Below are 24990 nucleotides of genomic sequence, written 5' to 3' on the forward strand. Positions count from 1 at the left end.
GCCGTCTAAGGATTCAGCATGAACATCGACTGGGCAGCCCTCGGCTCCGTATTCGGCGTCTCCCTCGTCGTCACCGTCGCGCTGGTGGGCCTCTTCACCCTGGGCATCGTCGGCCTCTCCAAGCAGCCGGAACCGGCGGCGCAGGGCGGCTCCGGCGGCTCGGTGCTGCTGGCCCGCGCCGGCGCGTACGTCTGCTTCACGCTGTGCGCGGCGGCCGTCGCGTACGGCATCTATCTGATCGTCGCCTGAACCACCCCGCGTACGCTCCCCCGTCGGGCCGGACACCACAGGTGTCCGGCCCGATGTGGGTATCAGCACACTGCGCCGCCGCAGGTCAACGGCAGGTTGACGGGCGTTCGCGGAGCGTGGTGGACTGCCGGAGCCAATTACGGCGACAGCAGAGGAAGCCGGTGCGAATCCGGCGCGGTCCCGCCACTGTCACCGGGGAGCGGTCCCCCACACCGGAAGTCACGGCACGCGCGAGCGGGCTGGAAGGCCGGGGGCACCGCGGATCCGGGAGCCAGGAGACTCTCGTCGCCGGTCACGTCGAACCAGGGCGCGGACCCTGAGTGAGGACATATCGCCATGCCCGGCTGCCGTGCGTCCGCTGTTCCGGTGCTCTCGCCGAGAGCCTCCTGTACGAAGGTCCGCCGAGGCGCGACGGCCGGCTGAGCCGTGCGAGCCGACCGCATCTTCGCGTACGGCGCCACGGCCGGTCTGATCGGCGATCTGCTGCTCGGTGATCCCCGCCGGGGACACCCGGTCGCCGCCTTCGGGCGGGCCGCGGCGGTCGTCGAGCGCCGACTGTGGCACGACCACCGCGGGTGGGGCACGCTGCACACCCTCGTCTGCGCCGGTGGCGCCGCGGGCGGTGCCGCGCTGCTCGCCCACGCCGTACGCCGCAGCCCCGCCGCCTCCGTGGCGCTGACCGCGGCCGCCACCTGGTCCGTCGTCGGCGGCACCTCCCTGGGCCGCGAGGCACGGGCCATCGGCTCCGCCCTGACGGCCGGTGACATCGACCTGGCCCGGAAGCGGCTGCCGCATCTGTGCGGGCGCGACCCGCAGTCCCTGGACGGTCCGCAGATAGCCCGCGCCGTGGTCGAGTCCGTGGCGGAGAACACCTCGGACGCCGTGGTCGGCGCCCTGGTGTGGGGCGCGCTGGCCGGGGTCCCCGGGCTCGCCGGCTTCCGGGCCGCCAACACCCTCGACGCCATGGTCGGGCACAAGTCGCCCCGCCACCGCCGCTACGGCTGGGCCTCGGCCCGCCTCGACGACCTCGCGGGCTGGCCCGGTGCCCGGCTCACGGCCCTGCTCGCCGTGGCCGCCGGGGGGCGGCCGCGCGGAGCGGTCCGCGCCTGGCGGGCCGATGCCGCCAAGCATCCGAGCCCCAACGCGGGCCCGGTGGAGGCCTCGTTCGCGGGCGCGCTGGGCGTACGGCTCGGCGGCACCCTCGCGTACGGCGGCCGGGTCGAACACCGCCCCGTGCTCAACGGGGAGACGGGCCGGGCGGTGGAGACCGAGGACATCGAGCGCGCGGTGCGGCTGTCGCGCCGGGTGGGGGCGCTGGCCCTCGGCGTGTGCGTGGCGGGACGGCTCGGCGCGGCCCTGGCCGCACGACGGATCACGGGGCGCCGCACGGCGGGGCCCCGCATCGCAGGACGGAGAAGCGCATGAGCGGCGGGCTGCTGGTCGCCGGAACCACTTCCGACGCGGGCAAGAGCGTCGTCACCGCGGGCATCTGCCGCTGGCTCGTGCGCCGGGGCGTGAAGGTGGCGCCCTTCAAGGCGCAGAACATGTCGCTGAATTCCTTCGTCACCCGCGAGGGCGCCGAGATCGGGCGCGCCCAGGCCATGCAGGCCCAGGCCGCCCGCGTGGAGCCGAGCGCGCTGATGAACCCGGTCCTGCTCAAGCCCGGCAGCGACCGCTCCAGCCAGGTCGTCCTGATGGGGAAGCCGGTCGGCGAGATGAGCGCCCGCGGCTACCACGGCGGACGGCAGCAGGCACTGCTCTCCACGGTCGTGGACTGCCTGGAGCAGCTCCGGAGCACGTACGACGCGGTGATCTGCGAGGGCGCGGGCAGCCCGGCCGAGATCAATCTGCGGCGCACGGACATCGTGAACATGGGTATCGCACGGGCGGCGCGCTTCCCGGTGGTGGTCGTCGGCGACATCGACCGCGGCGGTGTCTTCGCCTCGTTCTTCGGTACGACGGCGCTGCTCGCCGCCGAGGACCAGTCGCTGATCGCCGGCTATCTCGTCAACAAGTTCCGCGGCGACGTGTCGCTGCTGGAGCCGGGCCTGGAGATGCTGCGGGACATCACCGGGCGGCCGACGTACGGGGTGCTGCCCTTCGCCCACGGCCTCGGCATCGACGAGGAGGACGGTCTGCGGGTCTCGCTGCGCGGAGCCGTGCGCGAATCGGTGGTCGCGCCGCCGCACGGCGAGGACGTGCTGCGCGTCGCGGTGTGCGCAGTGCCGCTGATGTCGAACTTCACCGATGTGGACGCGCTGGCCGCCGAGCCCGGCGTCGTCGTCAGGTTCGTGGACCGCGCCGAGGAACTCTCCGACGCGGACCTCGTCGTCGTGCCCGGCACCCGCGGGACCGTGAAGGCGCTGGCCTGGCTGCGCGAGCGCGGCCTCGCCGACGCGCTGGCGCGGCGCGCGGCCGAGGGCCGGCCGGTCCTCGGCATCTGCGGCGGCTTCCAGCTCCTCGGCGAGCAGATCGAGGACGAGGTCGAGTCGCGGGCCGGGCGGGTCGAGGGCCTCGGCCTTCTCCCCGTACGCATCCGCTTCGACCGCGAGAAGACCTTGGCCCGGCCCGTCGGCGAGGCGCTCGGCGCGCCGGTCGAGGGATACGAGATCCACCACGGCGTGGCGGACGTGCGCGGCGGCGAGCCGTTCCTCGACGGCTGCCGGGTCGGCGCCGTGTGGGGCACCCACTGGCACGGTTCGCTGGAGAGCGACGCGTTCCGCCGGCGCTTCCTGACCGAGGTCGCACGGGCCGCCGGCCGGCGCTTCGTCCCCGCCCCCGACACCGCGTTCGCGGCGCTGCGCGAGGAACAGCTCGACCGTCTCGGCGATCTCATAGAGGAGCACGCGGACACCGACGCGTTGCTGCGGCTCCTGGAGTCGGGCGCGCCGTCGGGGCTTCCCTTCATCGCTCCCGGAGCCCCCGCGTCCCCGGGAGGCCTCCGATGACCCCGGGCCGTGCCGGGGGCCGCCTTTTTCACGCCCATTCACCCGCAGGAAGGACCGCCTCGTGAGCACGCATTTCCCGTTCACCGCCGTCGTCGGGCAGCAGGACCTGCAACTCGCCCTGCTGCTCAACTCCGTCGCGCCGAACATCGGTGGCGTGCTCGTACGGGGCGAGAAGGGCACCGCGAAGAGTACCGCCGTGCGCGCGCTCTCGGCGCTGCTGCCGGAGGTGGACGTCGTGGCCGGCTGCCGTTTCTCCTGCGACCCCGTATCGCCCGACCCGGCGTGTCCCGACGGTCCCCATGAGGCGGGGGCCGGTGTGTCGCGGGACGCCCGGATGGTCGAGCTGCCCGTCGGCGCGTCCGAGGACCGGCTCGTGGGGGCGCTCGACATCGAACGGGCGCTCGCGGAGGGCGTGAAGGCCTTCGAGCCGGGCCTGCTGGCCGACGCGCATCGCGGGATCCTCTACGTCGACGAGGTCAACCTGCTCCACGACCACCTCGTGGACCTGTTGCTGGACGCGGCCGCCATGGGGGCCTCGTACGTCGAGCGCGAAGGCGTCTCCGTACGGCACGCGGCACGTTTCCTGCTCGTCGGGACGATGAATCCCGAAGAGGGCGAGCTGCGGCCGCAGTTGCTGGACCGCTTCGGGCTGACCGTCGAGGTCGCCGCCTCCCGGGAGACCGATCAGCGGGTCGAGGTCGTGCGGCGGCGTCTCGCCTTCGACGACGACCCCGCGGCCTTCGCCGCCGGGTGGGCCGACGAGGAGGACGCGCTGCGGGCGAGGATCGCCGCCGCGCGGGCACTGCTGCCCGAAGTGCGGCTCGGGGACGCGGCGTTGCGGCAGATCGCGGCCACCTGCGCGGCCTTCGAGGTCGACGGGATGCGCGCGGACATCGTGATGGCGCGGACGGCCACCGCACTGGCCGCCTGGGCGGGGCGTACGGACGTGCTCGCCGAGGACGTGCGGCAGGCGGCCCTGCTCGCGCTCCCCCACCGGCGCCGGCGCAATCCGTTCGACGCGCCGGGGCTCGACGAGGACAAGCTCGACGACACGCTGGAGCAGAACGGCGGCGAGGACGACGACCCGGACCCGGACGGCCCGGGTGGCGGCGGCCGGCCCCCGCAGGGCGACGGCCCCGACACGCCGCAGGGGCCCGAGGACGGCGCCGGCGACACGCCCGCACCGTCCGTACCGGGGCAGGGAGAGGAACAGGGGCAGGGGCAGTCCTCCGGGGGCGGTGAGCAGCAGCCGGTGCGCGCCGCCGAGCCGTTCCGCACCAGGATGCTGAGCGTTCCCGGTCTGGGCGAGGGCGCGGCGGGGCGGCGGTCCCGGGCGCGCACCGAGCACGGGCGCACGACCGGCGCGCGGCGTCCGCAGGGCGCCCTGACCAAGCTGCATCTCGCGGCGACCGTGCAGGCCGCCGCCCCGCACCAGCGGGCGCGGGGGCGGTCGGGGCGCGGGCTGGTGGTCCGGCGGGACGATCTGCGGCAGGCGGTCCGGGAGGGGCGCGAGGGGAATCTCGTGCTCTTCGTGGTGGACGCCTCCGGGTCGATGGCCGCCCGGCAGCGGATGGCCGCCGTGAAGGGCGCCGTCCTCTCGCTGCTGCTGGACGCGTACCAGCGCCGGGACAAGGTCGGGCTGATCACCTTCCGGGGCAAGGACGCCGAGGTGGTGCTGCCGCCGACGTCCTCGGTGGACGCCGCGGCGGCGCGGCTGGAGCTGCTGCCGACCGGTGGGCGCACCCCCGTCGCGGCCGGGCTGCTGAAGGCCCATGAGGTGCTGCGGGTGGAGCGGTTGCGTGATCCGTCGCGGCGGCCGCTGCTGGTCGTGGTGACCGACGGGCGGGCGACCGGGGGGCCCGAGCCGGTGGCGCTGGCGGCCCGGGCGGCGCGGCTGCACGAGGCGGAGGGCGTCGCGTCCGTCGTCGTGGACTGCGAGTCGGGGCCGGTACGGCTCGGCCTCGCGGGGAGCCTGGCGCACGCCCTCGGGGGCGGTGCCGTCACGCTCGACGAGTTGCGGGCCGACTCGATCGCCGGGCTCGTCAAGGACGTTCAGGAAACCAACAGGAGGGCTGCGTAATGCCGCAGGGACAGCCGACCACCGTGCCCGACGACGGGCTCACCACCCGGCAGCGCCGCAACCGGCCGCTGCTGATGGTGCACACCGGCATCGGCAAGGGGAAGTCGACGGCGGCCTTCGGGCTCGCGCTGCGCGCCTGGAATCAGGGATGGCCCATCGGCGTCTTCCAGTTCGTCAAGTCGGCGAAGTGGAAGGTCGGCGAGGAGAACGCGCTGAAGGTCCTCGGCGCGAGCGGCGAGGGCGGGTCCGTCGTCTGGAACAAGATGGGCGAGGGCTGGTCGTGGGTCCAGCGCGACGGCCAGATGGACAACGAGGAGGCGGCGCGCGAGGGCTGGGAGCAGGTCAAGCGCGACCTGGCCGCCGAGACGTACCGGCTGTACGTCCTCGACGAATTCGCGTACCCGATGCACTGGGGATGGGTCGACACCGACGAGGTGGTCGACGTGCTGCGCAGCCGTCCCGGCACGCAGCACGTGGTCGTCACCGGGCGCAACGCACCGCAGAAGCTGCTGGACGCCGCAGACCTGGTGACCGAGATGTCGAAGGTCAAGCACCCGATGGACGCCGGTCAGAAGGGTCAGCGGGGCATCGAATGGTGAAGGACCCGCGGTGAACGTTCCTCGTCTGGTGATCGCCGCGCCCTCCTCGGGCAGCGGCAAGACCACCGTCGCCACGGGGCTGATGGCGGCCTTCGCGGGGCGCGGCCTGGCCGTGTCCCCGCACAAGGTCGGGCCCGACTACATCGACCCCGGCTATCACACGCTGGCCACGGGCCGGCCGGGGCGCAACCTCGACGCGTACATGTGCGGCCCCGATCCGGTCGCCCCGCTGTTCGCGCACGGGGCGCGGGGGTGCGATCTGGCGGTGGTCGAGGGTGTGATGGGGCTGTACGACGGGGCGGCGGGCCAGGGCGAACTGGCGTCGACCGCCCAGGTGGCGAAGCTCTTGAAGGCGCCCGTGGTGCTGGTGGTCGACGCGTCGTCGCAGTCGCGTTCCGTGGCCGCGCTGGTGCACGGCTTCGCCTCGTGGGATCCGCAGGTACGGATCGGCGGGGTGATCCTGAACAAGGTGGCCTCGCAGCGGCACGAGGCGCTGCTGCGGGACGCGCTGGACGAGTCCGGTCTGCCGGTGCTGGGGGTGCTGCGGCGGGCCGAGCAGGTGGCGGTGCCGTCGCGGCACCTGGGGCTGGTGCCGGTGGCCGAGCGGCGCGGCGACGCGGTGGGCGCGGTCGCGGCGATGCGGGAGCAGGTGGTCGCGGGGTGCGATCTGGACGCGCTGATGGCGTTGGCCCGGTCCGCGCCCGCGCTGCCGGGTGAGGCGTGGGACGCGGCGGAGGCGATCGGCGCCTGCGGCGGGCCCGTGCCGCCGTCCTCCGCCGCCGGTGGCCGGGGCCCGGTCGTGGCGGTGGCCTCCGGCGCCGCGTTCACCTTCTCCTACGCCGAGCACACCGAGCTGCTCACCGCCGCCGGGGCCGAGGTCGTGCCGTTCGACCCGTTGCGGGACGAGGTGCTGCCCGAGGGCACGCGGGGGCTGGTCATCGGCGGGGGCTTCCCGGAGGTGTACGCCTCCGAGCTGTCGGCCAACGCGGCGCTGCGCGGGGCCGTGGCCGGGCTGGCGCAGTCGGGGGCCCCGGTCTCGGCCGAGTGTGCGGGGCTGCTGTATCTGGCGCGTTCGCTCGACGGTCTGCCGATGTGCGGGGTCCTCGACGCCGAGGCCCGGATGTCGAAGCGGCTGACGCTCGGTTACCGGCAGGCGGTGGCGGTCTCCGACAGCGTGCTGGCGGCGCCCGGCACCCGGGTGCGCGGGCACGAGTTCCACCGCACGGTGCTGGAGCCGGGTGCCGGGGCCGCTCCGGCGTGGGGCATGCACCAGCCGGAGCGGCGGGTCGAGGGGTTCGTTCAGGGCGGCGTGCACGCCAGCTATCTGCACACGCACTGGGCCTCGGAGCCCGGCATGGCCCGCCGTTTCGTCGAGCGGTGCGGGGCATGAGCCGCGTGCGGCGCTCAGTCCGCGATGCCCACCACGAACCAGATGAAGCCCACTCCGGCCACGGTGCACAGCAGCGTGGAGCGGGCCGGGTGTGCGTGGTGCGCCTCGGGGAGGATCTCGGCGGCGGCGAGGTAGAGCAGCGCGCCGCCGAAGAAGCCGAGATAGCAGCCGAGGGGTTCCTCCGGAAGGGTGAACAGAAGGGTCGTCGCGGCGCCCACGAGCGGCGCCAGGGCGTCCGCGAACAGCATGAACAGGGCCCTGCGGCGGGCGTTCCCGTACAGGCTGGTGATCGTGTACGTGTTGAAGCCGTCGGCGAAGTCGTGCGTGATGACGGCAAGGGCGACGGCGGCCCCCATGCCGGCGCCCACCTGGAAGGCCGCGCCGAGCGCGACGCCGTCCATCAGGCTGTGGCCGACCATCGCCGCCGCCGCCGTGAGCCCGACCTGCGGCACCCGCTCCTCGCCCGCGCCGTGGGCAGCCTGGCGCACCGCGAGCAGCCGCTCCACGAGGTGTGCGACGAGGAAGCCGCCGACGAACAGCAGGAGGGCGGCCGGGACGCCGAAGACGGGTTCGCCCGCTGCGTCGATCGCCTCCGGCAGCAGGTCCAGGCCGACCACTCCGAGCATCAGCCCGCCGGCGAAGCCGAGGACCAGATGACGGCGGTCGGTGACGCGCTGGGCGACCCAGCCGCCCGCCAGGGTCATCAGGAACGCGCCGAGCGCGACGAACACCGCCATGCGCTCTTGCTAGCCGATCGACCCCGGTGCGCGCATCTCAGCGCGCCCCGCGCCGCACCCTCCTCCCCCGCGCTCCGAAAGGACCCCGGCCCATGTCCGAAGCAGCCGACGCAGCCGCCGTGTTGCGGCCCGCGTCGCTGGCCGTCGGGGTCGGCGCGTCCAGGGGCGCACCGGCCGAGGAGGTCCTCGGCCTGGTCCGGGACACCCTGCGCGGGGCCGGGCTCCCCCTGCTGGACGTGGCGGAGCTGGTGACCGTGGACGCCAAGGCGGACGAGCCGGGAATCGTCGCCGCCGCCGCGGCGCTCGGCGTACCGCTGCGTACGTACCCGGCCGGGGAGCTGGCCCGTGTCGAGGTGCCCGGTCCGTCCGGCGCGCCGCTCGCCGCGGTCGGTACGCCGTCGGTCGCGGAGGCCGCCGCGCTCGCGGCGGGGGGCGAGCTCCTCGTACCGAAGCGGAAGTCGGCCCCCCGGGGCCGGGCGCCGATGGTGACCTGTGCGGTGGCGCGCCGCGATCCGTGCGAACGGGCGGACGCGGCGGATGCGCCGGCCGGTCCCGGCCGTTGCGTGGAGCCGGGTGCCGGGCGCATAGTCGTTCTGCCGGACTCCGGGAACCGGGCGGCACCACCGCGACAACCGGCTTCCCGCCCCGACGACGGCCCTCACCCCCACCCCACGGCGGCCATGCACACTCCCACGGAAAGTCCCGACGCGACCGGCGCGGGCACGCACGATCTGCGGCACCACGGTGACGCGGAAGTACGGGGACGGGACCGGGATCTGACCGATCTCGCCGTCAACGTACGGGCCGGGACTCCCCCGGCCTGGCTCAGGGACCGGATATCCGCGTCGCTGGGCTCGCTCGCCGCCTACCCGGACGGCCGTCCGGCGCGGGCCGCGGTCGCTGCACGGCACGGGCTGCCGGTGGAGCGGGTGTTGCTGACGGCGGGTGCGGCGGAGGCGTTCGTGCTGATCGCCCGGGCACTGCCGGTCCGCCGTCCGGTCGTGGTCCATCCGCAGTTCACCGAGCCGGAGGCGGCGCTGCGCGCGGCCGGGCACGAGGTGGGGCGGGTGCTGCTGCGGGCCGAGGACGGATTCCGGCTGGATCCGTCGGCGGTGCCCGAGGACGCGGATCTGGTGGTGGTCGGCAATCCGACCAACCCCACCTCGGTGCTGCATCCGGCGACGGTGCTGGAGCAACTGGCCCGTCCCGGCCGGACGCTGGTGGTCGACGAGGCGTTCATGGACGCGGTGCCGGGCGAGCGCGAGACGCTGTGCGGGCGCACGGACGTCCCGGGGCTCGTCGTGCTGCGGAGCCTCACCAAGACCTGGGGGCTCGCGGGGCTGCGGATCGGTTATGTGCTGGCCGAGCCGGGGACCGTCCGCGTGCTGGAGGAGACCCAGCCGCTGTGGCCGGTGTCGTCCCCGGCGCTGACGGCCGCCGAGGCGTGCATGGAGCCGCGGGCCCTGGCCGAGGCGGCCGCCGCCGCGGAGCAGATCGCGGTGGACCGGGCCCATCTGGTGGCGGGGCTCATGGAGTTCACCGAGGTCCGGGTGGCGGAGCTGGCCGAGGGCCCGTTCGTCCTGGTGCGGCTGGAGCGGGCCGCCGAGGTGCGGGAGCGGCTGCGGATGCTGGGGTTCGCAGCGCGCCGGGGAGACACGTTTCCGGGGCTCGGCCCCGAGTGGCTGCGGCTGGCCGTGCGCGACCGTGTCACGACCAACCGCTTCCTCCAGGCTTTCGACCAGGCACTGCAGACGCTGGGCGCGGCGGTGCGCTGAGGGGGCAGCCGGCGCGCGACCGGCACCGGCTGCCCCGCTCGGGCTCCGGAAGGGGTCAGCCCTGGGCGCGGCGCCTGGCCACGACCACCGCCCCGGCACCCGCCGCCAGCAGTACGGCCGCGCCGCCCGCGATGTACGGCGTGGTGGAGCTGCTGCCCGTCTCCGCGAGGTTCGAGCCGACGGCGGGTTCCTGACCGGTGCCGGTCTGCGGCTTCACCCCGCCGCCTCCGGTGGAACCGCCGTGGCCGCCGGTGGAGCCGGTGGTGCTTCCGCCGTTGCCGGAGGTGCCTCCGTCAGTGGAACCGCCGTTGCCGGAACCGCCGTTGGTCGACCCGCCGTTGGTCGACCCGCCGCTGTTCGACCCGCCGCTGTTCGACCCGCCGTTGTCCCCGCCGCCCGGTCCGGTCGGCTTCGGCGTCTCGCAGGTGGCCTCGACGAGGGTGACCTCGCCCTGCACATCGGCGACGTTCAGCTTGAGCGGGTTGACGGAGACCTTCAGCCGCAGCGCGGTCGCCGCGGCGGTGCGCGAGGTGGTGTGCGTCTTCGAGAGGTCGAGCGTCACCTCGCCGACGCCCGGAACCCTGATCTGCGTGGTGCCGCCCGCGGTGAGGTCGATCCGCTTGCCGAGGACCGACACGTGCCCCAGTACGTTCGACTCGGCGACCGGCTTGCGGCCCACTTCGCAGACCGCCTTGGAGGTGACCTTCTCCACCTCGATCAGCGAGAGCAGCGGCAGTCCGGGGACGTGGACCCGGGCCTTGGCCACATTGCTGTAGCCCTCGGCCCGGTGCTTGTCGACGGTCGCGTTCGCGGTGGCCACGTCCGCGGCGAGCACGCTGACCGGCCGGCCGCCGTCCACGCCGTCGAGCCGCACGCTGAGCGCGGTCTCCTTGGCGTCGGCGGGTGCCTTCACCTCGTTGAGCGTGGCCCTGAGCGGCACGTCGACCGTCTTGTTCAGGAGCGAGACGTCGAGTGCGGCACGGAGTACGACCGCGCTCGCCTTCCCGTCGCCGGTGGTCGTGGTGGTCGCGTCGGTGGCCTGCGCCGGGGCGGCGGCCAGCAGGGCGACGGGAGCGACGGCGACCACGAGGGCGGCCAGGCGGAAGGTGTTGCTGTTCAAGTTGGTGGAACCCCCACAAGAGACATGGAGCCACCGGTGCCGTCCATGGGGGACATCGAGAGCTCCGGTGGCCTCGACCCCGAAAGCTTTACGCACGGAGGGTGAACTTGCGGACACCTGACGTGAGTTCACCCCAAAGGGGGGTTTCCGCGCCTGTATTCGATTATCTCGGTACGTTCGTTCCTCCGGGTCACCCGATCCGCCGAGCGCGGACGGTGCCGGAGCCGACTGCGCCGGGGTGCGCACAAAAGTGTTTCAACGACGGGGCAGCGGGTGCGGTAACTGCCCGTCAACACGGCACACCCCGGTCACGGGACCGCCCGGCTCAGCCGATCACCCGCCCGTTCAGCACCACCCGCCGCGGCGCCGCCAGCACCCGTACGTCCGCCCGCGGGTCCTCGTCGTACACCACCAGGTCCGCCGGGGCGCCCTCCTCCAGCACCGGCCGTCCCAGCCACCGCCGGGCGCCCCAGGTCGTCGCGGAGAGCGCGTCCAGGGCCGGGATGCCCGCCTTCACCAGCTCGGCGACCTCGTCCGCCACCAGCCCGTGGGCGAGCACCCCGCCCGCGTCGGTGCCGACGAAGACCGGGATCCCGGCGTCGTAGGCGGCGCGCACCGTGTCGTGACGCCGCTCGTGCAGCCGCCGCATATGGGCCGACCAGCGGGGGAACTTGGCCTCGCCGCCCGCCGCGAGCGAGGGGAACGTGGCGATGTTGATCAGCGTGGGGACGATCGCCACCCCGCGCTCGGCGAAGAGCGGAATGGTGTCCTCGGTGAGCCCGGTCGCGTGCTCGATGCAGTCGATCCCGGCCTCGACGAGATCGCGCAGCGAGTCCTCGGCGAAACAGTGCGCGGTGACCCGGGCGCCGAGACGGTGCGCCTCGGCGATGGCCTCCTCGACCGCCTCACGCGGCCAGAGGGCGGTCAGATCGCCCACCTCCCGGTCGATCCAGTCGCCGACCAGCTTCACCCAGCCGTCGCCGCGGCGCGCCTCCTGCGCGACGTAGGCGACCAGCTCGTCGGGCTCGATCTCATGGGCGTAGTTCCGGGTGTACCTGCGGGGCCTGGCGATGTGCCGGCCGGCCCTGATGATCTTCGGCAGGTCCTCGCGGTCGTCGATCCACCGGGTGTCGGCCGGCGAACCCGCGTCCCGCAGCAGCAGCGCGCCCGCCTCCCGGTCGGCGAGGGCCTGCTTCTCGCTGGTCGCCGCGTCGACGGCGCCGTGGTGGTCGAGCCCGACGTGGCAGTGGGCGTCCACCAGGCCCGGCAGCACCCAGCCGGTGACGGTCACCGCCCCATCCGCACGGGCCGGTCGCCCGTACGAGATCCGCCCGTCGACCACCCAGAGCTCGTCCCGGACGTCCTCGGGACCGACGAGCACCCGCCCCTTCACGTGCAGCACCTGCGATGCCTTGTGATCACTCATGGGCAGCACTGTACGAGGCGGTGTGCGGGGCCCTGGGTACGCTTCGACGGAAGCACTGTCCGTACGCGCCACAGCGCACCGACCCGACACGACCCGAAGAGAGCACCACCGTGACGCACCCCTTCCTCGACCTCGCCCCGCTCACCGCCGCGCACTTCGCGGCCATCGAGAAGCGGGTGGCCGGCCTCCTCGCCACCGAGCAGGACGTCGTCATCATGCAGGGCGAGGCGCTGCTCCCCCTCGAAGGCTGCATCCGGGGCGGTGCCCGGCCCGGCTCGACCGCGCTGAACGTCGTCACCGGGCCGTACGGGCAGACCTTCGGGAACTGGCTGCGGGACTGCGGTGCCCAGGTGATCGATCTCGCGGTCCCCTTCCACACGGCGGTCACCGCCGACCAGGTCGCGCGGGCGCTGGCGGAGCACCCGGAGATCGACTTCGTCTCCCTGGTCCACGCGGAGGCGGCGACCGGCAACACCAACCCGGTCGCCGAGATCGGTGAGGCGGTCCGTGCGCACGGGGCGCTGTTCATGCTGGACGCCGTCGCCTCGGTGGGGGCCGAACCGCTGCTGCCGGACGTGTGGGGCGTCGACCTCTGTGTGATCGGTGCGCAGAAGGCGATGGGCGGACCGGCCGGGGTGTCGGCGGTGTCGGTGAGCGGGCGCGCCTGGGAGCGGATCGCCGCCAACCCCGAGGCCCCGCGCCGCTCGTACCTCTCGCTGCTGGACTGGAAGGAGCGCTGGATCGACGGTGGCCGCAAGGCCCTGCTGCACGCCCCCGCCCAGCTGGAGATGCTGGCGCTGGAGGCCTGTGTGGAGCGGATCGAGGCCGAAGGCCTGGACGCGCTGATGGCCCGTCACGCCGCTGCGGCCGCGGCGACGCGCGCGGGTGCGGTGGCGCTCGGCGGCGGGCTCTCGCCGTATGTGCACGCGGCCGCGGAGGCGGCGCCGGTCGCGACGACGCTGCGCACCCCCGAGGGCGTCGACGCCGCCGGGCTGGTCGCGCGGGCCCTGGCGGCCGACCCGTCGCTGCCGCTGATCGCGGGCGGCGGCGCGCTGTCCAAGGAGATGATCCGGGTCAATCACTACGGTGTGGACGCGACGCGGGGCGCGGTGCAGTCCTCGCTCGCGGCGCTGGGGGCGGCGCTGGCCGACGCGGGCCGGCAGGTCGATCTCGATGCCGCCCGCAAGGCCGTCTCGGAGGCCTGGCCCAGCGAGTAGACCCGCACCGCTCCTCCGGTGTGCGAGGGGCCTGATCCCGCGAAGTGCCAGCTCCCGGGGGCGCGTTGGTCTCTCGGCCCCTGGCGGGTGCCGAGAGCCGATGCGTACTATGTGGGACCTGATCACGACCGTCGGTGATCCCGGGACCAGGGGCCGGACCGCAGGGATCAGGCGCCGGCACACCAAGCACCAGCGGGAGAATCGCCCATGCACTGTGGAGTAGAACTGACCGCCTATCTCGTCAACGAGTCGCGCGCCAGGATGCCCGAGCTCGCCGAGGACCCCCTGGCGGCCGCGTGGATCCCGGACGGCGACCGGCCCGCGGTGCGTGAGCTGTGGGACGAGTTCGCCGGCACCGTCTACCCCCACGACGATCTGGTCGTCTCGCTGCGCGGCAGGTACATCGCGGACACCCTGGCCCGCTCGCTGCGCGAGGACCCGGACACGGTGCTCGTCGTGTGCGGGGCCGGTTTCTCCTCGTACCCGTGGCTCCTGCCGTTCCGGACGGCGCTCGAAGTGGATCTGCCGGACATGGCCGCGGCCAAGCGGGCCCGGACGGCACAGCTGGTGGCGTCCGGGGTCCTGCCGGAGCGCGATGTCCACCATCACGCGGCGGACCTCGGCAGCCCGGAAGCTCGCGCGGAACTCGTCTCCCTGGTACGCGAGTTGGCCGACGGGCGCCCGGTGGCGTACGTGGCCGAGGGTCTGGTCTTCTATCTGCCGTCGGAGGCGGCCCGCGCGGTCGTCGGCCTCGGGGCCGAATTCGGTACCTGCGTGGTCACCGCCGTCAGCTACTGGCCCGCCGCGGCCGCGGGCAGCAAGGTCCTCGCCGACCAGCGGAAGTGGTTCCGCAGCCGTTCGGTCCCGGAGGAAGCCTCCTACCTGACCCATCACGGCCTGACGTCGCTGCTCGGCAAGGAGATCGAGGACTGCGGTCCGGAGGATCTGCAGCAGCGCTACCTCGACCGGGTGGACGTGCCCGAGTCCGACCTGATCCCCGAGTACGTGGCCGTTTCCTGGAACGCGCCCGCGCGGAACGTTCCCGGGCAGGGTCTCCCGGGGCAGGCCGAGGTGACGCGTTGAGCGAGGTGCTGCACCTGCAGAGCAGGGCGTACCCGGTGCACCACAATTCCCCGGTCCTGAGCCTGGAGTCCTTCCAGGTGCCGGGACACGGCGAGTTACGCCCGACCGCCGGTGAGCTCGGGACGCTCGTGTACAACCCGGACCACACGATCGAGCTGGACCTGAAGGAGATCGTCACCGGGGTGATCACACTTCCCGGTACGGAGATCGTCGGCTGCCACGCCCGAATCCTCAGCGCGGGCAGCATCCTGGTGACGTACGCGCTCAGTCACGACGCGGACTTGCGCCTGCTCCCCCTCGCCGAGCTGGACGCGCTGGACGCGCGGGTGAACAACGTGCTCCGCGAGGCGGACGCCCCCGTCCTCGCCGCGGTGCTGACAGCCGCGGCGGCCTGCGGACTGGTGCAGGGGCTCGCACTGCGGCCGGACCTCGCGAGCAACGGCGAGGCGGCGCCGGTGGACCGTCAGTCCGCCCGGTACAACTGCCACTTCGTCACCCGGGAACCGCCCTGGGCCACCGATCCCCGGCTGCCGCAGCTCACCCCGGGACCGCACTGCCGAATACTGCTGCCGTACACCTACGCCTGGGACCACGACCCGTCGACCCCGCTGCCCGAGCTGCGGACGATGCTGGAGCCCACCGACATCGCGACGGCCCAGCAGTCCCTGCTCGTCGGCGCCCTGCTGGGTGGCCGCCGGATTCTGGCCGACCTCGCCAAGGCCGAGCACCCCACCACCGACGTCCACGCGTTCCGGCGCTTCCTCGACGGCGTCTGGTCCGACTACCACCACCTCGACGGCTACCGCATAGAGTCGACCCAGGGCCCCAGGGCCACCTATCTGGCCGCCCGTGAGTCCATCGGCCTGGACAACACCCAGGAGCGGACCGACAAACTCCTCGGCTACGTCGGCAGTTCCCTGCTGGCCGCCGCTTCGCAACGGACCGAGGCACTCGACACACGGCTCAACCGTGTCGCCTCCTCGCTCGCCATGGTCGCGGCGGCGTCCTTCAGCCTCGATGTCGCGGTGTTCCTGCTGCCCGATGTCTCGCTGGGACCACGGATCGGTGTGGTCAGCAGCCTGATCGCGCTGACCGCCGCCGGGATCCTCGCCGTGTTCCTGCCCAACCACCGCCGGTGGAGGCGTCCGTCCCGGCGCGGCGGTGCCGGGCCGTCGCGACGGGTGCCGCGCCCGCGCACGGCCGCCCCGGCGCCCGCACCTGTGCCCGCGCCCGATCCGGACGGCCCGCCCGCCGACCCGGCCCCCCAGCCGTAAAGCGCTGTACTCCGGCGGACACCGGCGGCCAGAGTGGAGCCCATGACCTCACTCGTACGTCACATCACGATCGACTGCGCCGACGCCTACAAGCTGGCGGGCTTCTGGGCCGGGGTGCTCGGCGCACGGCTCTCGGACGACGACGCCCCCGGTGATCCCGAGGCGCTCGTCGAGTCCCCCGGTGCCGCGCTGCTGTTCATCCAGGTGCCGGAGCCCAAGAGCACCAAGAACCGCGTCCACCTGGACATCCAGCCGCAGGACCGAACCAGGGACGAGGAGGTCGAACGGCTGCTCGGTCTCGGCGCCACCCTCGTCGCCGACCACCGGAGGCCCGACGGGCGGGGCTGGGCGCTGCTCGCCGATCCCGAGGGCAACGAGTTCTGCGTCGAGTGCAGTGCGGCGGAACGGGCGGCCCTGTCCGGGGCCCGGCCGCCGGTCACGGCGGACGACGTGACGACCGCGGTGGACCTCGCGGTCGCCGCGCTCCGGGAGTCCCCGGTGACGGACTGGAACATTCCGGCGGGGTCGCTGGAGTGGAGCTGCTGGGAGACCGCGGAGCATCTGAGCGACGACCTGTTCTCCTACGCGGCCCAACTGGGCCCGCGGCAGCCCTCGCTGGACGCGTACCTCCCGTACCGCTGGGGCCCCGACCGCGAGGGAGGTCCGTGGAACGCGCTCTTCGCGGACCCGACGGCCGGGCCCGCCGGTCTGCTCCGGACGCTGGAGGCGAACGGGGCGCTGCTCGTCGCGATGGTGCGGACGGCCCCGCCCGAGCTGCGCTCGTACCACTCCTACGGGGTGTCCGACCCGGAGGGCTTCGCCGCGATGGGGATCGTGGAGACCCTGGTGCACATGCACGATGTCGCCGCGAGCCTGGGCGTCGACTGGGCGCCGCCCGCCGGCCTCTGCGACCGGGTGCTGGCCCGGCTGTTCCCGGACGCCCCCGGGGACGCCGACCGCTGGGCCGTGCTGCGCTGGGCCACCGGCCGCGCCGAGCTGCCCGGCCACCCGCGTGTCACCTCGTGGAAGTGGCACAGCGCTCCGCTGGACGAGTCCGGCCGGGAGTAGCGCGGGGCGGGTTCCGGGCGGCCGGCCGGTCGTGACGGCTGCCGGAATCGATGCCGCGGACGGCTCTCAGGAAGCGTCGAGCGCCGGGTAGTCGACGTACCCCTTCGCGTCCCCGCCGAAGAAGGTCGACGGGTCCGGGGTGTTGAACGGGCCGCCGGCCTTCAGCCGGGCCGGCAGGTCCGGGTTGGCGATGAACAGGGCACCGTAGGTGATGACGTCGGCGGTCCCGTCGTCGACGAGCAAGTGGTCGTCCGGTCCGGTCGGGCCGTCCGTCAGCGCGTTGAGGACGAAGGTGCCGGAGAACTGCTTGCGCAGCGCGAGGGTCAGCTCGCGGATCTCCACCGCCTCCAGGACGTGCAGATAGGCCAGGCCGAGCGGCTCGATCTCCCGCACCAGCGCGGTGTAGACGGCCTCCGGCGCGGGCTCGTCCATGTCGTTGTACGGGTTCCTGGGCGAGATCCGCAGCCCGGTCCGCTCCGCGCCGATCTCGGCGGCGACCGCCCTGACCACCTCGACGGCGAACCGGATGCGGGCCTCGTCCGAGCCGCCCCACTCGTCGTCGCGGAGGTTGGTGTTGGGGGCGAGGAACTGGTGGATGAGATAGCCGTTGGCGCCGTGCAGCTCGACCCCGTCGAAACCGGCGTCGACCGCGTTGCGGGCGGCGGTGGCGAAGTCGGCTATGGTCTGCCGGACCTCGTCGCCGGTCAGTTCGCGCGGCGTGGTGAAGTCCTTCATGCCGGTGCCGGTGAAGAGCCGGCCGGCGGGCCGGACCGGGGAGGCGCTGACCGGGGTCAGTCCGTCCGGCAGCAGGTCCGGGTGGCCGATCCGGCCGGCGTGCATGAGCTGGACGAAGATCCGGCCGCCCGCCGCGTGCACGGCGTCGGTGACCTTGCGCCAGGACGCGACCTGCTCGGCGCTGTGCAGCCCGGGGGTGGAGGGGTAGCCCTGGCCCACCACCGAGGGCTGGACGCCCTCCGTGATGATGAGGCCGGCCGAGGCGCGCTGGGTGTAGTACTCGACGACGAGATCCGTGGCGGTGCCGCCCTCGCCGGCCCGGCTGCGGGTCATCGGGGCCATGGCGATGCGGTTGGCGAGCCGGGTTCCGGCGAGGTCGATCGGGTCGAATGCGGTGGTCACGGAGGCTCCCGGAAAATTTATATGGTCGGCCAACTATCTCTGCTCGGGCCACTGTAGCCCATTGCTTGGCCGACCAATGTAAAGTTCGGAGAAAGCCGCCGGACCCGGCACCGGAGCCGGCCGGCGCATCGCCCCGAGGAGTCCCCGTGAAGGCCGAACCCGCCGAATCCGCCTGTACGGCCCTGCCCAGCGCGGCCCTGGGCGGCCCCGTCAGCCATGCCCTGTCCAGGGTCGCCCGGCTGCACCGGACCGCCGCGGGCAAGCTGCTCAAGGGGCTCGGGCTCTACCCCGGCCAGGAGTTCCTGATGATGTATCTCTGGGATGCCGGTGCGGTGCGCCAGTCCGAGCTGATCAAAGCCGTCGACCTCGACCCCTCCACCGTCACCAAGATGCTCCAGCGCCTCGAACAGACCGGGCACGTGCGCCGCCGCCCCGACCCGGACGACCGCCGGGCCGTCCTGGTCGAGGCCACCGACGACAGCTGTGCGCTGCACTCCGACGTCCAGCAGGCCTGGACGGATCTGGAGGAGCACACCCTCACCGGTCTCGCACCCGCCGAACGCGAGGAGCTGACCCGGCTGCTCGCCAAGGTCGAGGAGAACCTCTGCCGGGAGGCCGGGGACTGCCCCGGGCTCCGCTGACCCCCGGCGTGCGGCGTCAGCCGGAGAGCACGTCCAGGACCCGGTCCACGTCGGCCTCCGTGTTGTACAGGTGGAAGGCGGCGCGCAGGCTCCCCGCCCGGTTCGAGACCACCACCCCGGCCCGTGCGAGCTCCGGCTCCCGCACGCCGAGGCCGGGCACGGCCACGATCGCCGACTCCCCCGGCACCGCCTCGTGCCCCAGCCCGGCCAGCCCCGCCCGCATGCGGGCCGCGAGCCCGGTGGCATGGTCGTGGATGGTCTCCACACCGACCTCGCTCAGCAGCGCGAGGGACCGCTCGGCGCCGTGGTACGAGAGGAAGGCGGGCGGTTCGTCGTAGCGGCGCGCGGTCGGCGAGAGCCGCTCGACCGGTCCGTATGTGCTGCTCCAGGGGTCGACGGCGGCGGACATGCCGACGAAGACCGGCGGCAGGGCCTGCTGCGCCTCCTCGGTGACGGTGAGGAACGACGCGCCCCGCGGGCACAGCAGGAACTTGAAACCGCCGGTGACGGTGTAGTCGTACTCCCCGGCGTCCAGCGGCAGCCAGCCGGCCGACTGGGTGGCGTCGAGGAGCGTCCGGGCGCCGTGGGCGGCGGCCGCGGCGCGCACCGCCTTCAGGTCGGCGATCCGGCCGTTGGCCGACTGCACGGAGGAGAAGGCGACGAGCGCGGTGTCCGGTCCCACCGCGTCGGCCAGCCGGTCCAGCGGGACGTAGCGCATCCGGAGGTCGCCGCGGGCCGCGAAGGGACCGACGACGGAGCTGAACTCACCCTCGGGCGCCACGATTTCGGCCCCCGGCGGCAGCGAGGCGGCGATCAGCCCGACGTGGACGGAGACCGAGCTGCCGACGGCGACCCGGTCGGTGCCGACCCCGGCGAGGCGGGCGAAGCCGGTCCGGGCCGCTTCCACCGTTCCGGAGTCGCCGGAGCCGTCCGTGACGCCCTCGGCGAGCGCCTCGGCGAGCCCCCGCACGGCCGCCACGGTCCGCCGGGGCAACAGCCCGCAGGTGGAGGTGTTGAGATAGGTCGTCCTCGGCGCGAACTCGGCGTCCACCGCACTGCTGAGCGAAGTAATCTCCATAGGCCCAGCCTGGGGCCCCCTCAACCGCTGGTCAATGACGAAAAGTTGAGGGGAACACCCGAGCGCTGCTTGTCCGTGCCGCCGGAAACGGCCCGGAAGGCCGTGCCTCAGGCCCTCGGAACCTCGCAGGCGCCGTCGGCGTCGCACGCCGCCGCGTCCCCGCCGATCGCGGTGAGCGGACGGTCCTTCCACGCCTGCTCCAGTGCCTGGGCGAAGACCTCGGCGGGCTGGCCGCCGGAGATGCCGTAGCGCCGGTCGAGCACGAAGAAGGGCACCGCGTTGGCGCCCAGCTCGGACGCCTCCCGCTCGTCGGCCCGCACCTCGGCCGCGTACGCCTCCGGGTCGGCGAGCACGGTGCGCGCCTCGTCCGCGTCGAGCCCGGCCTCCACGGCCAGCTCGACCAGCACGTCCGTGTCGTAGACGGACCGCTCCTCGGCGAAGTTCGCCCGGTAGGCCAGGTTCAGCAGCTCGTCCTGGCGGCCGCGGGCCCTGGCCAGGTGGAGCAGCCGGTGGATGTCGAAGGTGTTGCCGTGGTCACGGCCCTCGGTGAGGTAGCCGAGCCCTTCGGCCTGCGCGTTGGCCGCGACGTTCGCCTCCATGGCCCGCGCCTCTTCACGGGTGCGCCCGTACTTCTGCGCCAGCATGTCGATGACCTGCGCGGTCTCCCCCTTGGCGTGCCCGGGGTCGAGCTCGAAGGACCGGTGCACGACCTCGACCTGGTCGCGGTGGGCGAACCCGGCCAGGCCCTTCTCGAAGCGGGCCTTCCCGATGTAGCACCAGGGGCAGGCTATGTCGCTCCAGATCTCGACGCGCATGTCTCTTCTTCTCTCCGTGTCCTCGTACGTACGGCTCGGACGGCGTACGGCTCAGCCGGTGCGGAGCCACCCTCCGCCCCCGTGCACAACACCGGAGCGGACTGCCTCATTCCCTCTCACTCCCCGTCGTCGAGCTCGACGATCGGCCGGTCGGCGACCACGGCCACCAGGATCATCGGCGCGTCGCCGTCGCACTGATCGAGGGATACGGCGACCCATCTGCCGTCCACCGGCCCCCACACCGCCAGGTCCCCGGGACCCGGTGTCCGGCTCGCCCTCGTCGGCCGTCGGCCCCTCGGCCGGTACGGGTCCGGCGAGCAGCGCCTCGATGTCGCGGACCGCGCGGCCGGTCCCGAATGCCTCCCCGGCCCGGGCGGCCACGGCGCCACGACGACGGCACGGTGCGCGGGCGGCATGGCCGGACCTCCAAGGTGCGGGGCCGCCGACCTACCCGGGTCTCCGCGGGCGGTGCGCCCGGACCGGCGGCCCGTTTCCGCGGGCGGGCCCGGATCTCCTCCGCCGCGGGTACGGTGACCGGACGGGGGCAGGAACCGGGTGGCCGCCTGCCGTCGTGCCGGGACGCACTACGGGTATCGCGCCGGACGTCAAGAGGGGCTGCCGTGACAGGGGCACGTATCGGGGAGTACGTGATCGAGCGCGAGCTGGGCGCCGGGGGGATGGGCTCGGTCTACCTGGGGCGTTCGCGTTCCGGCCGGGCCGTCGCCATCAAGGTGGTCAGGGCCGAGTACGCGGCCGATCCCCGGTTCAGGGAGCGCTTCCGCAAGGAGGTCGAGGCCGCCCGGAAGGTCGGCGGCTTCCACACGGCGGCGCTGGTGGACGCCGATCCCGACGCGGAGCGGCCGTGGATGGCCAGTGCCTACGTCGAGGGACCGACCCTGGCCGATGAGATCACCCGGCGCGGCCGGCTGACCGAGGCCGAACTGTGGAGGCTCACCGCCGAACTGGCCGAGGCGCTGAAGGCGATCCATTCCTGCGGTCTGGTGCACCGCGACCTCAAGCCGGCCAACATCGTCATGGCCGAGGACGGCGCCCGCGTCCTGGACTTCGGGATCGCCCATGCCCTGGAGGGGACCCGGCTGACCGGTGACGGCGTGGTGGTGGGTACGGCGGGGTACCACTCTCCGGAACAGGCCCAGGGCCATCCGGTCACCGGGGCCTGCGACGTCTTCGCCCTGGGTGCCGTACTGGTCGCGGCGGCGGGTGGCAGCGCGTTCGGCTCCGGCTCGGCATACGGGCTGCTGTACAGCGTGGTGCACAAGGACGCGGACGTGTCCGCGGTGCCCGGACCACTGCGGCCCCTGGTGCTCGCCTGTCTCCGCAAGGCTCCCGGAAGCAGGCCCACGCCCCATCGGTTGCTGGACCTGTGCGCGGAGCGCACCCATCGTCCGGAAGCCGCCGTCACCGCCCCGGTCACGGTGCTCGACGAACCCGCCACGGAGCCCCTGCCCCTTCCCGAGACCGTGCCCGCTCGGCCCCGCGCGGTGTCCGCGCCGCCGCCCGCCGCCTATCTGCGCCCGCGCCGGACCTGGTTCGCGCAGGTGGTACGGAACCTGCTCGGGACGGTCGTACTCGTGACCGCCGCCTTCCAGAGCCCGGCCCACCAGCTCCCCATGGCCGTCACCGTGGTGGCCGTGCTCGCCGCGGTTCTCCTGGGCATGCGCCTCGTCGGTCTGCTCACCAGCGCCAAGGAGGGTCTCGTCCTCGGCGACTCCGGCATCGGGGTCGGTCCCGGCAACGATCTGGTGGTGCTGCGGTGGGATGCCATCAGATCCGTGGACCTGACGGTCGGCGCCAAGGCGAGCTCGCTGTCGGTACGGCTCGACGCGCAACAGTTCCTGCCGCAGGGCTTCCAGCATCCGGCGTGGGTCCGCAGCCGGCACGGGGTCACGCTGATCCGGGTGCGGGGGCTCCTCCCCGTCGGCGACTCGCTTCTTCTGCCCGACGCCCTCCGCGCCTTCACGGCACGGCACGGCGTGCCGCTGACGACGACCCGGGCCGACGGCGCGGCGGACGGCCGCTGACCGCGCCGCCGCCGCGCGTCGGGGGATCCGGGCGGGACGGATCAGCTCCCGTCCCGCAGGTCCCCCACCCCCGTCGCACGGAACGCGATCCGGTCGAAGGACGCCTCGCAGCCCTCGCCCGTCGGTGACTGGACCAGGAAGCCGATCGACGCCTCGGCCGCGTGGTCCGGGGCGCCGAGGGCGAAGACGCGGACGAAGGTCCACTTCTCGCCGTCGGACGAGGCGTGGAAGGCGAAGGCGTTGCCCGTGCGGCCGAGGCGCAGCCAGACGGTGTCGCCGTCCACCACGAAGGAGTTGACGTCGTCGGAGTGGCCGCGGGTGACGACCGTGCAGACGGTGGGGCGGTCCGGGGAGAGCTCCAGGCAGATCTTGGCCCACTCCCGTTCCCCGACGTGGAGGTAGAGCACCCCGGCGTCGAAGGCCGCCGCGAAGCCGACCTTCACCCGGGCGAGCAGCTGGAAGTCGCCCCGGGGCGCGGGGCCGAGGAGGCGGGGGGCGTCGCTGATGGAGTCGAGGGATTCGCCGCCGGGCGGTACGAAGCGGTCCTGGCGGGCGCCGGCGCGGCCGGTCAGGGTGCCGTTCTCGTACGTCCAGTCACCGCTGGGACCGAACTCGGTTAGTTCGAAGGGGAGTTCGGGGATTCGTGGGGTCATGCCCGGCGTCCGTCCACTCGGCGGGGAAGGTTCAGGGGGTTGTCCTCGCGGAGCTCCGGCGGGAGCAGGGCCTCGGGGGTCGTCTGGTAGGTGACCGGGCGCAGCCAGCGTTCGATCGCGGTGGCGCCGACCGAGGTGGAGGTGGAGGTGGTGGCCGGGTAGGGGCCCCCGTGGTGCTGGGCGGGGGCGACGGCGACGCCGGTCGGCCAGCCGTTGACGAGGACCCGGCCGGCCAGCGGGGTGAGGGCCGCGAGGAGTCCGGGGGCGTCGGCGTCGGCGCCGTCCGTCGCGGTGTGGAGGGTGGCGGTGAGGTTGCCGGGGAGCCGGGAGAGCACGGCGGTGATCTCCGCCTCGGAGGTGTAGCGGGCGACGACGGTGACGGGGCCGAAGCACTCCTCCAGCAGTTCGTCGTGCGGGCCCTCGGTGGCGAGGAGCTGTGCGGGGACGGTGAGGAAGCCGGGTGCGACGGTGTGGTCGCCGCCCGCGCCGGGGGTGACCGGCGCCTCCACGTCCGGGAGTCCGGCGCGGGTCCGTACCCCCTCGACGAAGGCCGCGCGCATCCGGTGGTCGAGCAGGACCGCGGCCTCGGTGTCGCTGACCGCGTCCGTGAGGGACTTCAGCAGCCGGTCGCCGGTCTCGCCCGCCGGGGCCAGGACGAAGCCGGGCTTGGTGCAGAACTGGCCGGCGCCCATGGTCATCGAGCCCGCGAGCCCCGCGCCGATCTCCTCGGCGCGCTCGTCGGCGGCCGCCTCGGTGACGACGACGGGGTTGAGGGAGCCCAGTTCGCCGTGGAAGGGGATGGGCCGGGGGCGGGCCGCCGCGGCGTCGAACAGGGCGCGTCCGCCGCGGACCGAGCCGGTGAACCCGGCGGCGGCGACGAGCGGGTGCCCGATCAGCTCGACTCCCGCGTCGAAGCCGTGCACCAGGATCAGCACGTCCTCGGGCAGGCCGACCCGGGCCGCCGCCCTGCGCAGCACGGAGGCGCACAGCTCGGAGGTGGCGGGGTGGTCGGGGTGCGCCTTGACGACGACGGGGCAGCCGGCGGCCAGCGCGCTCGCGGTGTCGCCGCCGGGTACGGAGAAGGCGAGCGGGAAGTTGCTGGCCGCGTAGACGGCGACGACGCCGAGCGGGATCTTGTAGCGGCGCAGGTCGGGCCAGGGCGGGGTCCGGGTGGCGTCCGCGTGGTCGATGTGGACGTCGAGGAAGGCGCCCTCGTCGACGACCTCCGCGAAGGCCCTCAACTGGGCCGCGGTGCGCGCGAGTTCGCCGGTCAGCCGGGCCGGTCCGAGCGCCGTCTCGGCGTCGGCGGCCTCGATGACGTGCTCCCCGGCCTCGGTGAGCAGATCGGCCGCGGTGCGCAGGAAGGCGGCGCGTACGGTGCGGTCGGCGAGCGATTCGCGTACCGCGTGGGCGGCCCGGACCGCACGGTCGACCTCCTCCGCTGTAGCCTCCACCGCAACCTGCTCACGCGGGTTCCCGGTACGGGGGTCGACGCTCCAGACTGGTGCTGCTGCCACCGCGATTCCTTCCGCTCCACTGCCACACATCAGAAGTTGTTCGGTATTCTGAACATAGTTCCTGATCGTGAATATAAAGCGACTCTATTTCCGGGCGTTCCGTGTTGGCAAGAAGTCGCCGGTTCAAGAAGTCTCAGGGTT

Annotated in this window: 21 protein-coding genes and 1 riboswitch; of the genes, 13 read left to right on the forward strand and 8 right to left on the reverse strand. The window is 73.7% G+C overall.

What is annotated here, in order from left to right:
* Positions 1-18 precede the first annotated feature (18 nt).
* The 6 genes from ACWCPY_RS06725 to ACWCPY_RS06750 all read left to right on the forward strand — a co-directional run bounded on the left by ACWCPY_RS06725 (position 19) and on the right by ACWCPY_RS06750 (position 7266).
* Positions 19-249, forward strand: a complete 231-nt coding sequence (locus ACWCPY_RS06725; RefSeq protein WP_329816790.1) for a hypothetical protein — start codon at positions 19-21, stop codon at positions 247-249.
* 152 nt (positions 250-401) lie between these two features.
* Positions 402-530, forward strand: a riboswitch (cobalamin riboswitch).
* Between the two features lie 145 nt (positions 531-675).
* Positions 676-1674: a cobalamin biosynthesis protein gene (locus tag ACWCPY_RS06730; protein ID WP_451263256.1), complete on the forward strand. Its 999-nt coding sequence runs from the start codon at positions 676-678 to the stop codon at positions 1672-1674.
* Entirely contained in the window at positions 1671-3197 is a 1527-nt protein-coding gene (locus tag ACWCPY_RS06735) for a cobyric acid synthase (protein WP_451263257.1), read from the forward strand. The genes ACWCPY_RS06730 and ACWCPY_RS06735 overlap by 4 nt, the downstream gene beginning before the upstream one ends.
* 61 nt (positions 3198-3258) lie before the next feature.
* Complete coding sequence (locus tag ACWCPY_RS06740) at positions 3259-5277, forward strand: putative cobaltochelatase (protein WP_451263258.1); 2019 nt, start codon at positions 3259-3261, stop codon at positions 5275-5277.
* The gene (cobO, locus tag ACWCPY_RS06745; protein ID WP_329816798.1) at positions 5277-5876 is read left to right on the forward strand and encodes a cob(I)yrinic acid a,c-diamide adenosyltransferase; all 600 of its coding nucleotides are present in this window, start codon (positions 5277-5279) and stop codon (positions 5874-5876) included. Before ACWCPY_RS06740 ends, cobO begins: the two co-directional genes overlap by 1 nt.
* Positions 5877-5886: 10 nt before the next feature.
* Positions 5887-7266: a cobyrinate a,c-diamide synthase gene (locus ACWCPY_RS06750; protein ID WP_451263259.1), complete on the forward strand. Its 1380-nt coding sequence runs from the start codon at positions 5887-5889 to the stop codon at positions 7264-7266.
* Between the two features lie 14 nt (positions 7267-7280).
* On the opposite strand, the gene ACWCPY_RS06755 is transcribed toward ACWCPY_RS06750, so the two are convergent.
* A complete protein-coding gene (locus tag ACWCPY_RS06755) occupies positions 7281-8003 on the reverse strand; it encodes a ZIP family metal transporter (RefSeq protein ID WP_451263260.1) in 723 nt (240 codons plus the stop codon).
* A gap of 92 nt (positions 8004-8095) precedes the next feature.
* Between ACWCPY_RS06755 and cobC the strand changes: the two genes are divergently transcribed.
* Positions 8096-9778 carry an Rv2231c family pyridoxal phosphate-dependent protein CobC gene (cobC, locus tag ACWCPY_RS06760; RefSeq protein ID WP_451263261.1) on the forward strand — a complete coding sequence of 561 codons (1683 nt, stop codon included), beginning with the start codon at positions 8096-8098 and terminating at the stop codon, positions 9776-9778.
* 55 nt (positions 9779-9833) lie between these two features.
* Here cobC and ACWCPY_RS06765 read toward each other — a convergent pair whose 3' ends face one another.
* On the reverse strand, positions 9834-10898 hold the full coding sequence (locus tag ACWCPY_RS06765) for an SCO1860 family LAETG-anchored protein (RefSeq protein ID WP_451263262.1): 1065 nt from the start codon (positions 10896-10898) through the stop codon (positions 9834-9836).
* 325 nt (positions 10899-11223) lie between these two features.
* Positions 11224-12324: an amidohydrolase family protein gene (locus ACWCPY_RS06770; protein WP_451263263.1), complete on the reverse strand. Its 1101-nt coding sequence runs from the start codon at positions 12322-12324 to the stop codon at positions 11224-11226.
* A gap of 110 nt (positions 12325-12434) precedes the next feature.
* Between ACWCPY_RS06770 and ACWCPY_RS06775 the strand changes: the two genes are divergently transcribed.
* From ACWCPY_RS06775 to ACWCPY_RS06790, 4 genes are all read left to right on the forward strand, one after another.
* Positions 12435-13541: a pyridoxal-phosphate-dependent aminotransferase family protein gene (locus ACWCPY_RS06775; protein ID WP_451263264.1), complete on the forward strand. Its 1107-nt coding sequence runs from the start codon at positions 12435-12437 to the stop codon at positions 13539-13541.
* Between the two features lie 207 nt (positions 13542-13748).
* Positions 13749-14624 (forward strand): class I SAM-dependent methyltransferase, encoded by an 876-nt coding sequence (locus tag ACWCPY_RS06780; RefSeq protein WP_451263265.1) that lies wholly within the window; start codon positions 13749-13751, stop codon positions 14622-14624.
* Positions 14621-15898, forward strand: a complete 1278-nt coding sequence (locus ACWCPY_RS06785; protein ID WP_451263266.1) for a hypothetical protein — start codon at positions 14621-14623, stop codon at positions 15896-15898. Before ACWCPY_RS06780 ends, ACWCPY_RS06785 begins: the two co-directional genes overlap by 4 nt.
* 42 nt (positions 15899-15940) lie before the next feature.
* A complete protein-coding gene (locus ACWCPY_RS06790) occupies positions 15941-16966 on the forward strand; it encodes a VOC family protein (RefSeq protein ID WP_451263267.1) in 1026 nt (341 codons plus the stop codon).
* A 66-nt stretch (positions 16967-17032) separates the two neighbouring features.
* On the opposite strand, the gene ACWCPY_RS06795 is transcribed toward ACWCPY_RS06790, so the two are convergent.
* The gene (locus ACWCPY_RS06795) at positions 17033-18103 is read right to left on the reverse strand and encodes an alkene reductase (protein WP_451263268.1); all 1071 of its coding nucleotides are present in this window, start codon (positions 18101-18103) and stop codon (positions 17033-17035) included.
* A gap of 146 nt (positions 18104-18249) precedes the next feature.
* Between ACWCPY_RS06795 and ACWCPY_RS06800 the strand changes: the two genes are divergently transcribed.
* A complete protein-coding gene (locus ACWCPY_RS06800; RefSeq protein WP_451263269.1) occupies positions 18250-18744 on the forward strand; it encodes a MarR family winged helix-turn-helix transcriptional regulator in 495 nt (164 codons plus the stop codon).
* A gap of 16 nt (positions 18745-18760) precedes the next feature.
* Here ACWCPY_RS06800 and ACWCPY_RS06805 read toward each other — a convergent pair whose 3' ends face one another.
* Together ACWCPY_RS06805 and ACWCPY_RS06810 are read right to left on the reverse strand one after the other, a co-directional pair.
* Positions 18761-19822, reverse strand: coding sequence for an aminotransferase class V-fold PLP-dependent enzyme (locus ACWCPY_RS06805; protein ID WP_451263270.1), 1062 nt, complete (start codon positions 19820-19822; stop codon positions 18761-18763).
* A 107-nt stretch (positions 19823-19929) separates the two neighbouring features.
* The gene (locus tag ACWCPY_RS06810) at positions 19930-20637 is read right to left on the reverse strand and encodes a DsbA family oxidoreductase (RefSeq protein WP_451263271.1); all 708 of its coding nucleotides are present in this window, start codon (positions 20635-20637) and stop codon (positions 19930-19932) included.
* A gap of 620 nt (positions 20638-21257) precedes the next feature.
* Here ACWCPY_RS06810 and ACWCPY_RS06815 point away from each other — a divergent pair.
* Positions 21258-22679, forward strand: a complete 1422-nt coding sequence (locus ACWCPY_RS06815) for a serine/threonine-protein kinase (RefSeq protein WP_451263272.1) — start codon at positions 21258-21260, stop codon at positions 22677-22679.
* A gap of 41 nt (positions 22680-22720) precedes the next feature.
* On the opposite strand, the gene ACWCPY_RS06820 is transcribed toward ACWCPY_RS06815, so the two are convergent.
* On the reverse strand, positions 22721-23332 hold the full coding sequence (locus ACWCPY_RS06820) for a DUF1349 domain-containing protein (RefSeq protein ID WP_451263273.1): 612 nt from the start codon (positions 23330-23332) through the stop codon (positions 22721-22723).
* Entirely contained in the window at positions 23329-24849 is a 1521-nt protein-coding gene (locus ACWCPY_RS06825; protein ID WP_451263274.1) for an aldehyde dehydrogenase (NADP(+)), read from the reverse strand. The genes ACWCPY_RS06820 and ACWCPY_RS06825 overlap by 4 nt, the downstream gene beginning before the upstream one ends.
* Between the last annotated feature and the right edge of the window lie 141 nt (positions 24850-24990).

This window comes from Streptomyces sp. NPDC002403, from assembly GCF_053593015.1.

Coding starts and splice junctions, on each gene's coding strand:
- ACWCPY_RS06790 (WP_451263267.1), top strand. CDS start 15,941: ATGACCTCACTCGTACGTCACATCACGATCGACTGCGCCGACGCCTAC.
- cobC (WP_451263261.1), top strand. CDS start 8,096: ATGTCCGAAGCAGCCGACGCAGCCGCCGTGTTGCGGCCCGCGTCGCTG.
- cobO (WP_329816798.1), top strand. CDS start 5,277: ATGCCGCAGGGACAGCCGACCACCGTGCCCGACGACGGGCTCACCACC.
- ACWCPY_RS06805 (WP_451263270.1), bottom strand. CDS start 19,822: ATGGAGATTACTTCGCTCAGCAGTGCGGTGGACGCCGAGTTCGCGCCG.
- ACWCPY_RS06725 (WP_329816790.1), top strand. CDS start 19: ATGAACATCGACTGGGCAGCCCTCGGCTCCGTATTCGGCGTCTCCCTC.
- ACWCPY_RS06735 (WP_451263257.1), top strand. CDS start 1,671: ATGAGCGGCGGGCTGCTGGTCGCCGGAACCACTTCCGACGCGGGCAAG.
- ACWCPY_RS06755 (WP_451263260.1), bottom strand. CDS start 8,003: ATGGCGGTGTTCGTCGCGCTCGGCGCGTTCCTGATGACCCTGGCGGGC.
- ACWCPY_RS06820 (WP_451263273.1), bottom strand. CDS start 23,332: ATGACCCCACGAATCCCCGAACTCCCCTTCGAACTAACCGAGTTCGGT.
- ACWCPY_RS06780 (WP_451263265.1), top strand. CDS start 13,749: ATGCACTGTGGAGTAGAACTGACCGCCTATCTCGTCAACGAGTCGCGC.
- ACWCPY_RS06770 (WP_451263263.1), bottom strand. CDS start 12,324: ATGAGTGATCACAAGGCATCGCAGGTGCTGCACGTGAAGGGGCGGGTG.
- ACWCPY_RS06810 (WP_451263271.1), bottom strand. CDS start 20,637: ATGCGCGTCGAGATCTGGAGCGACATAGCCTGCCCCTGGTGCTACATC.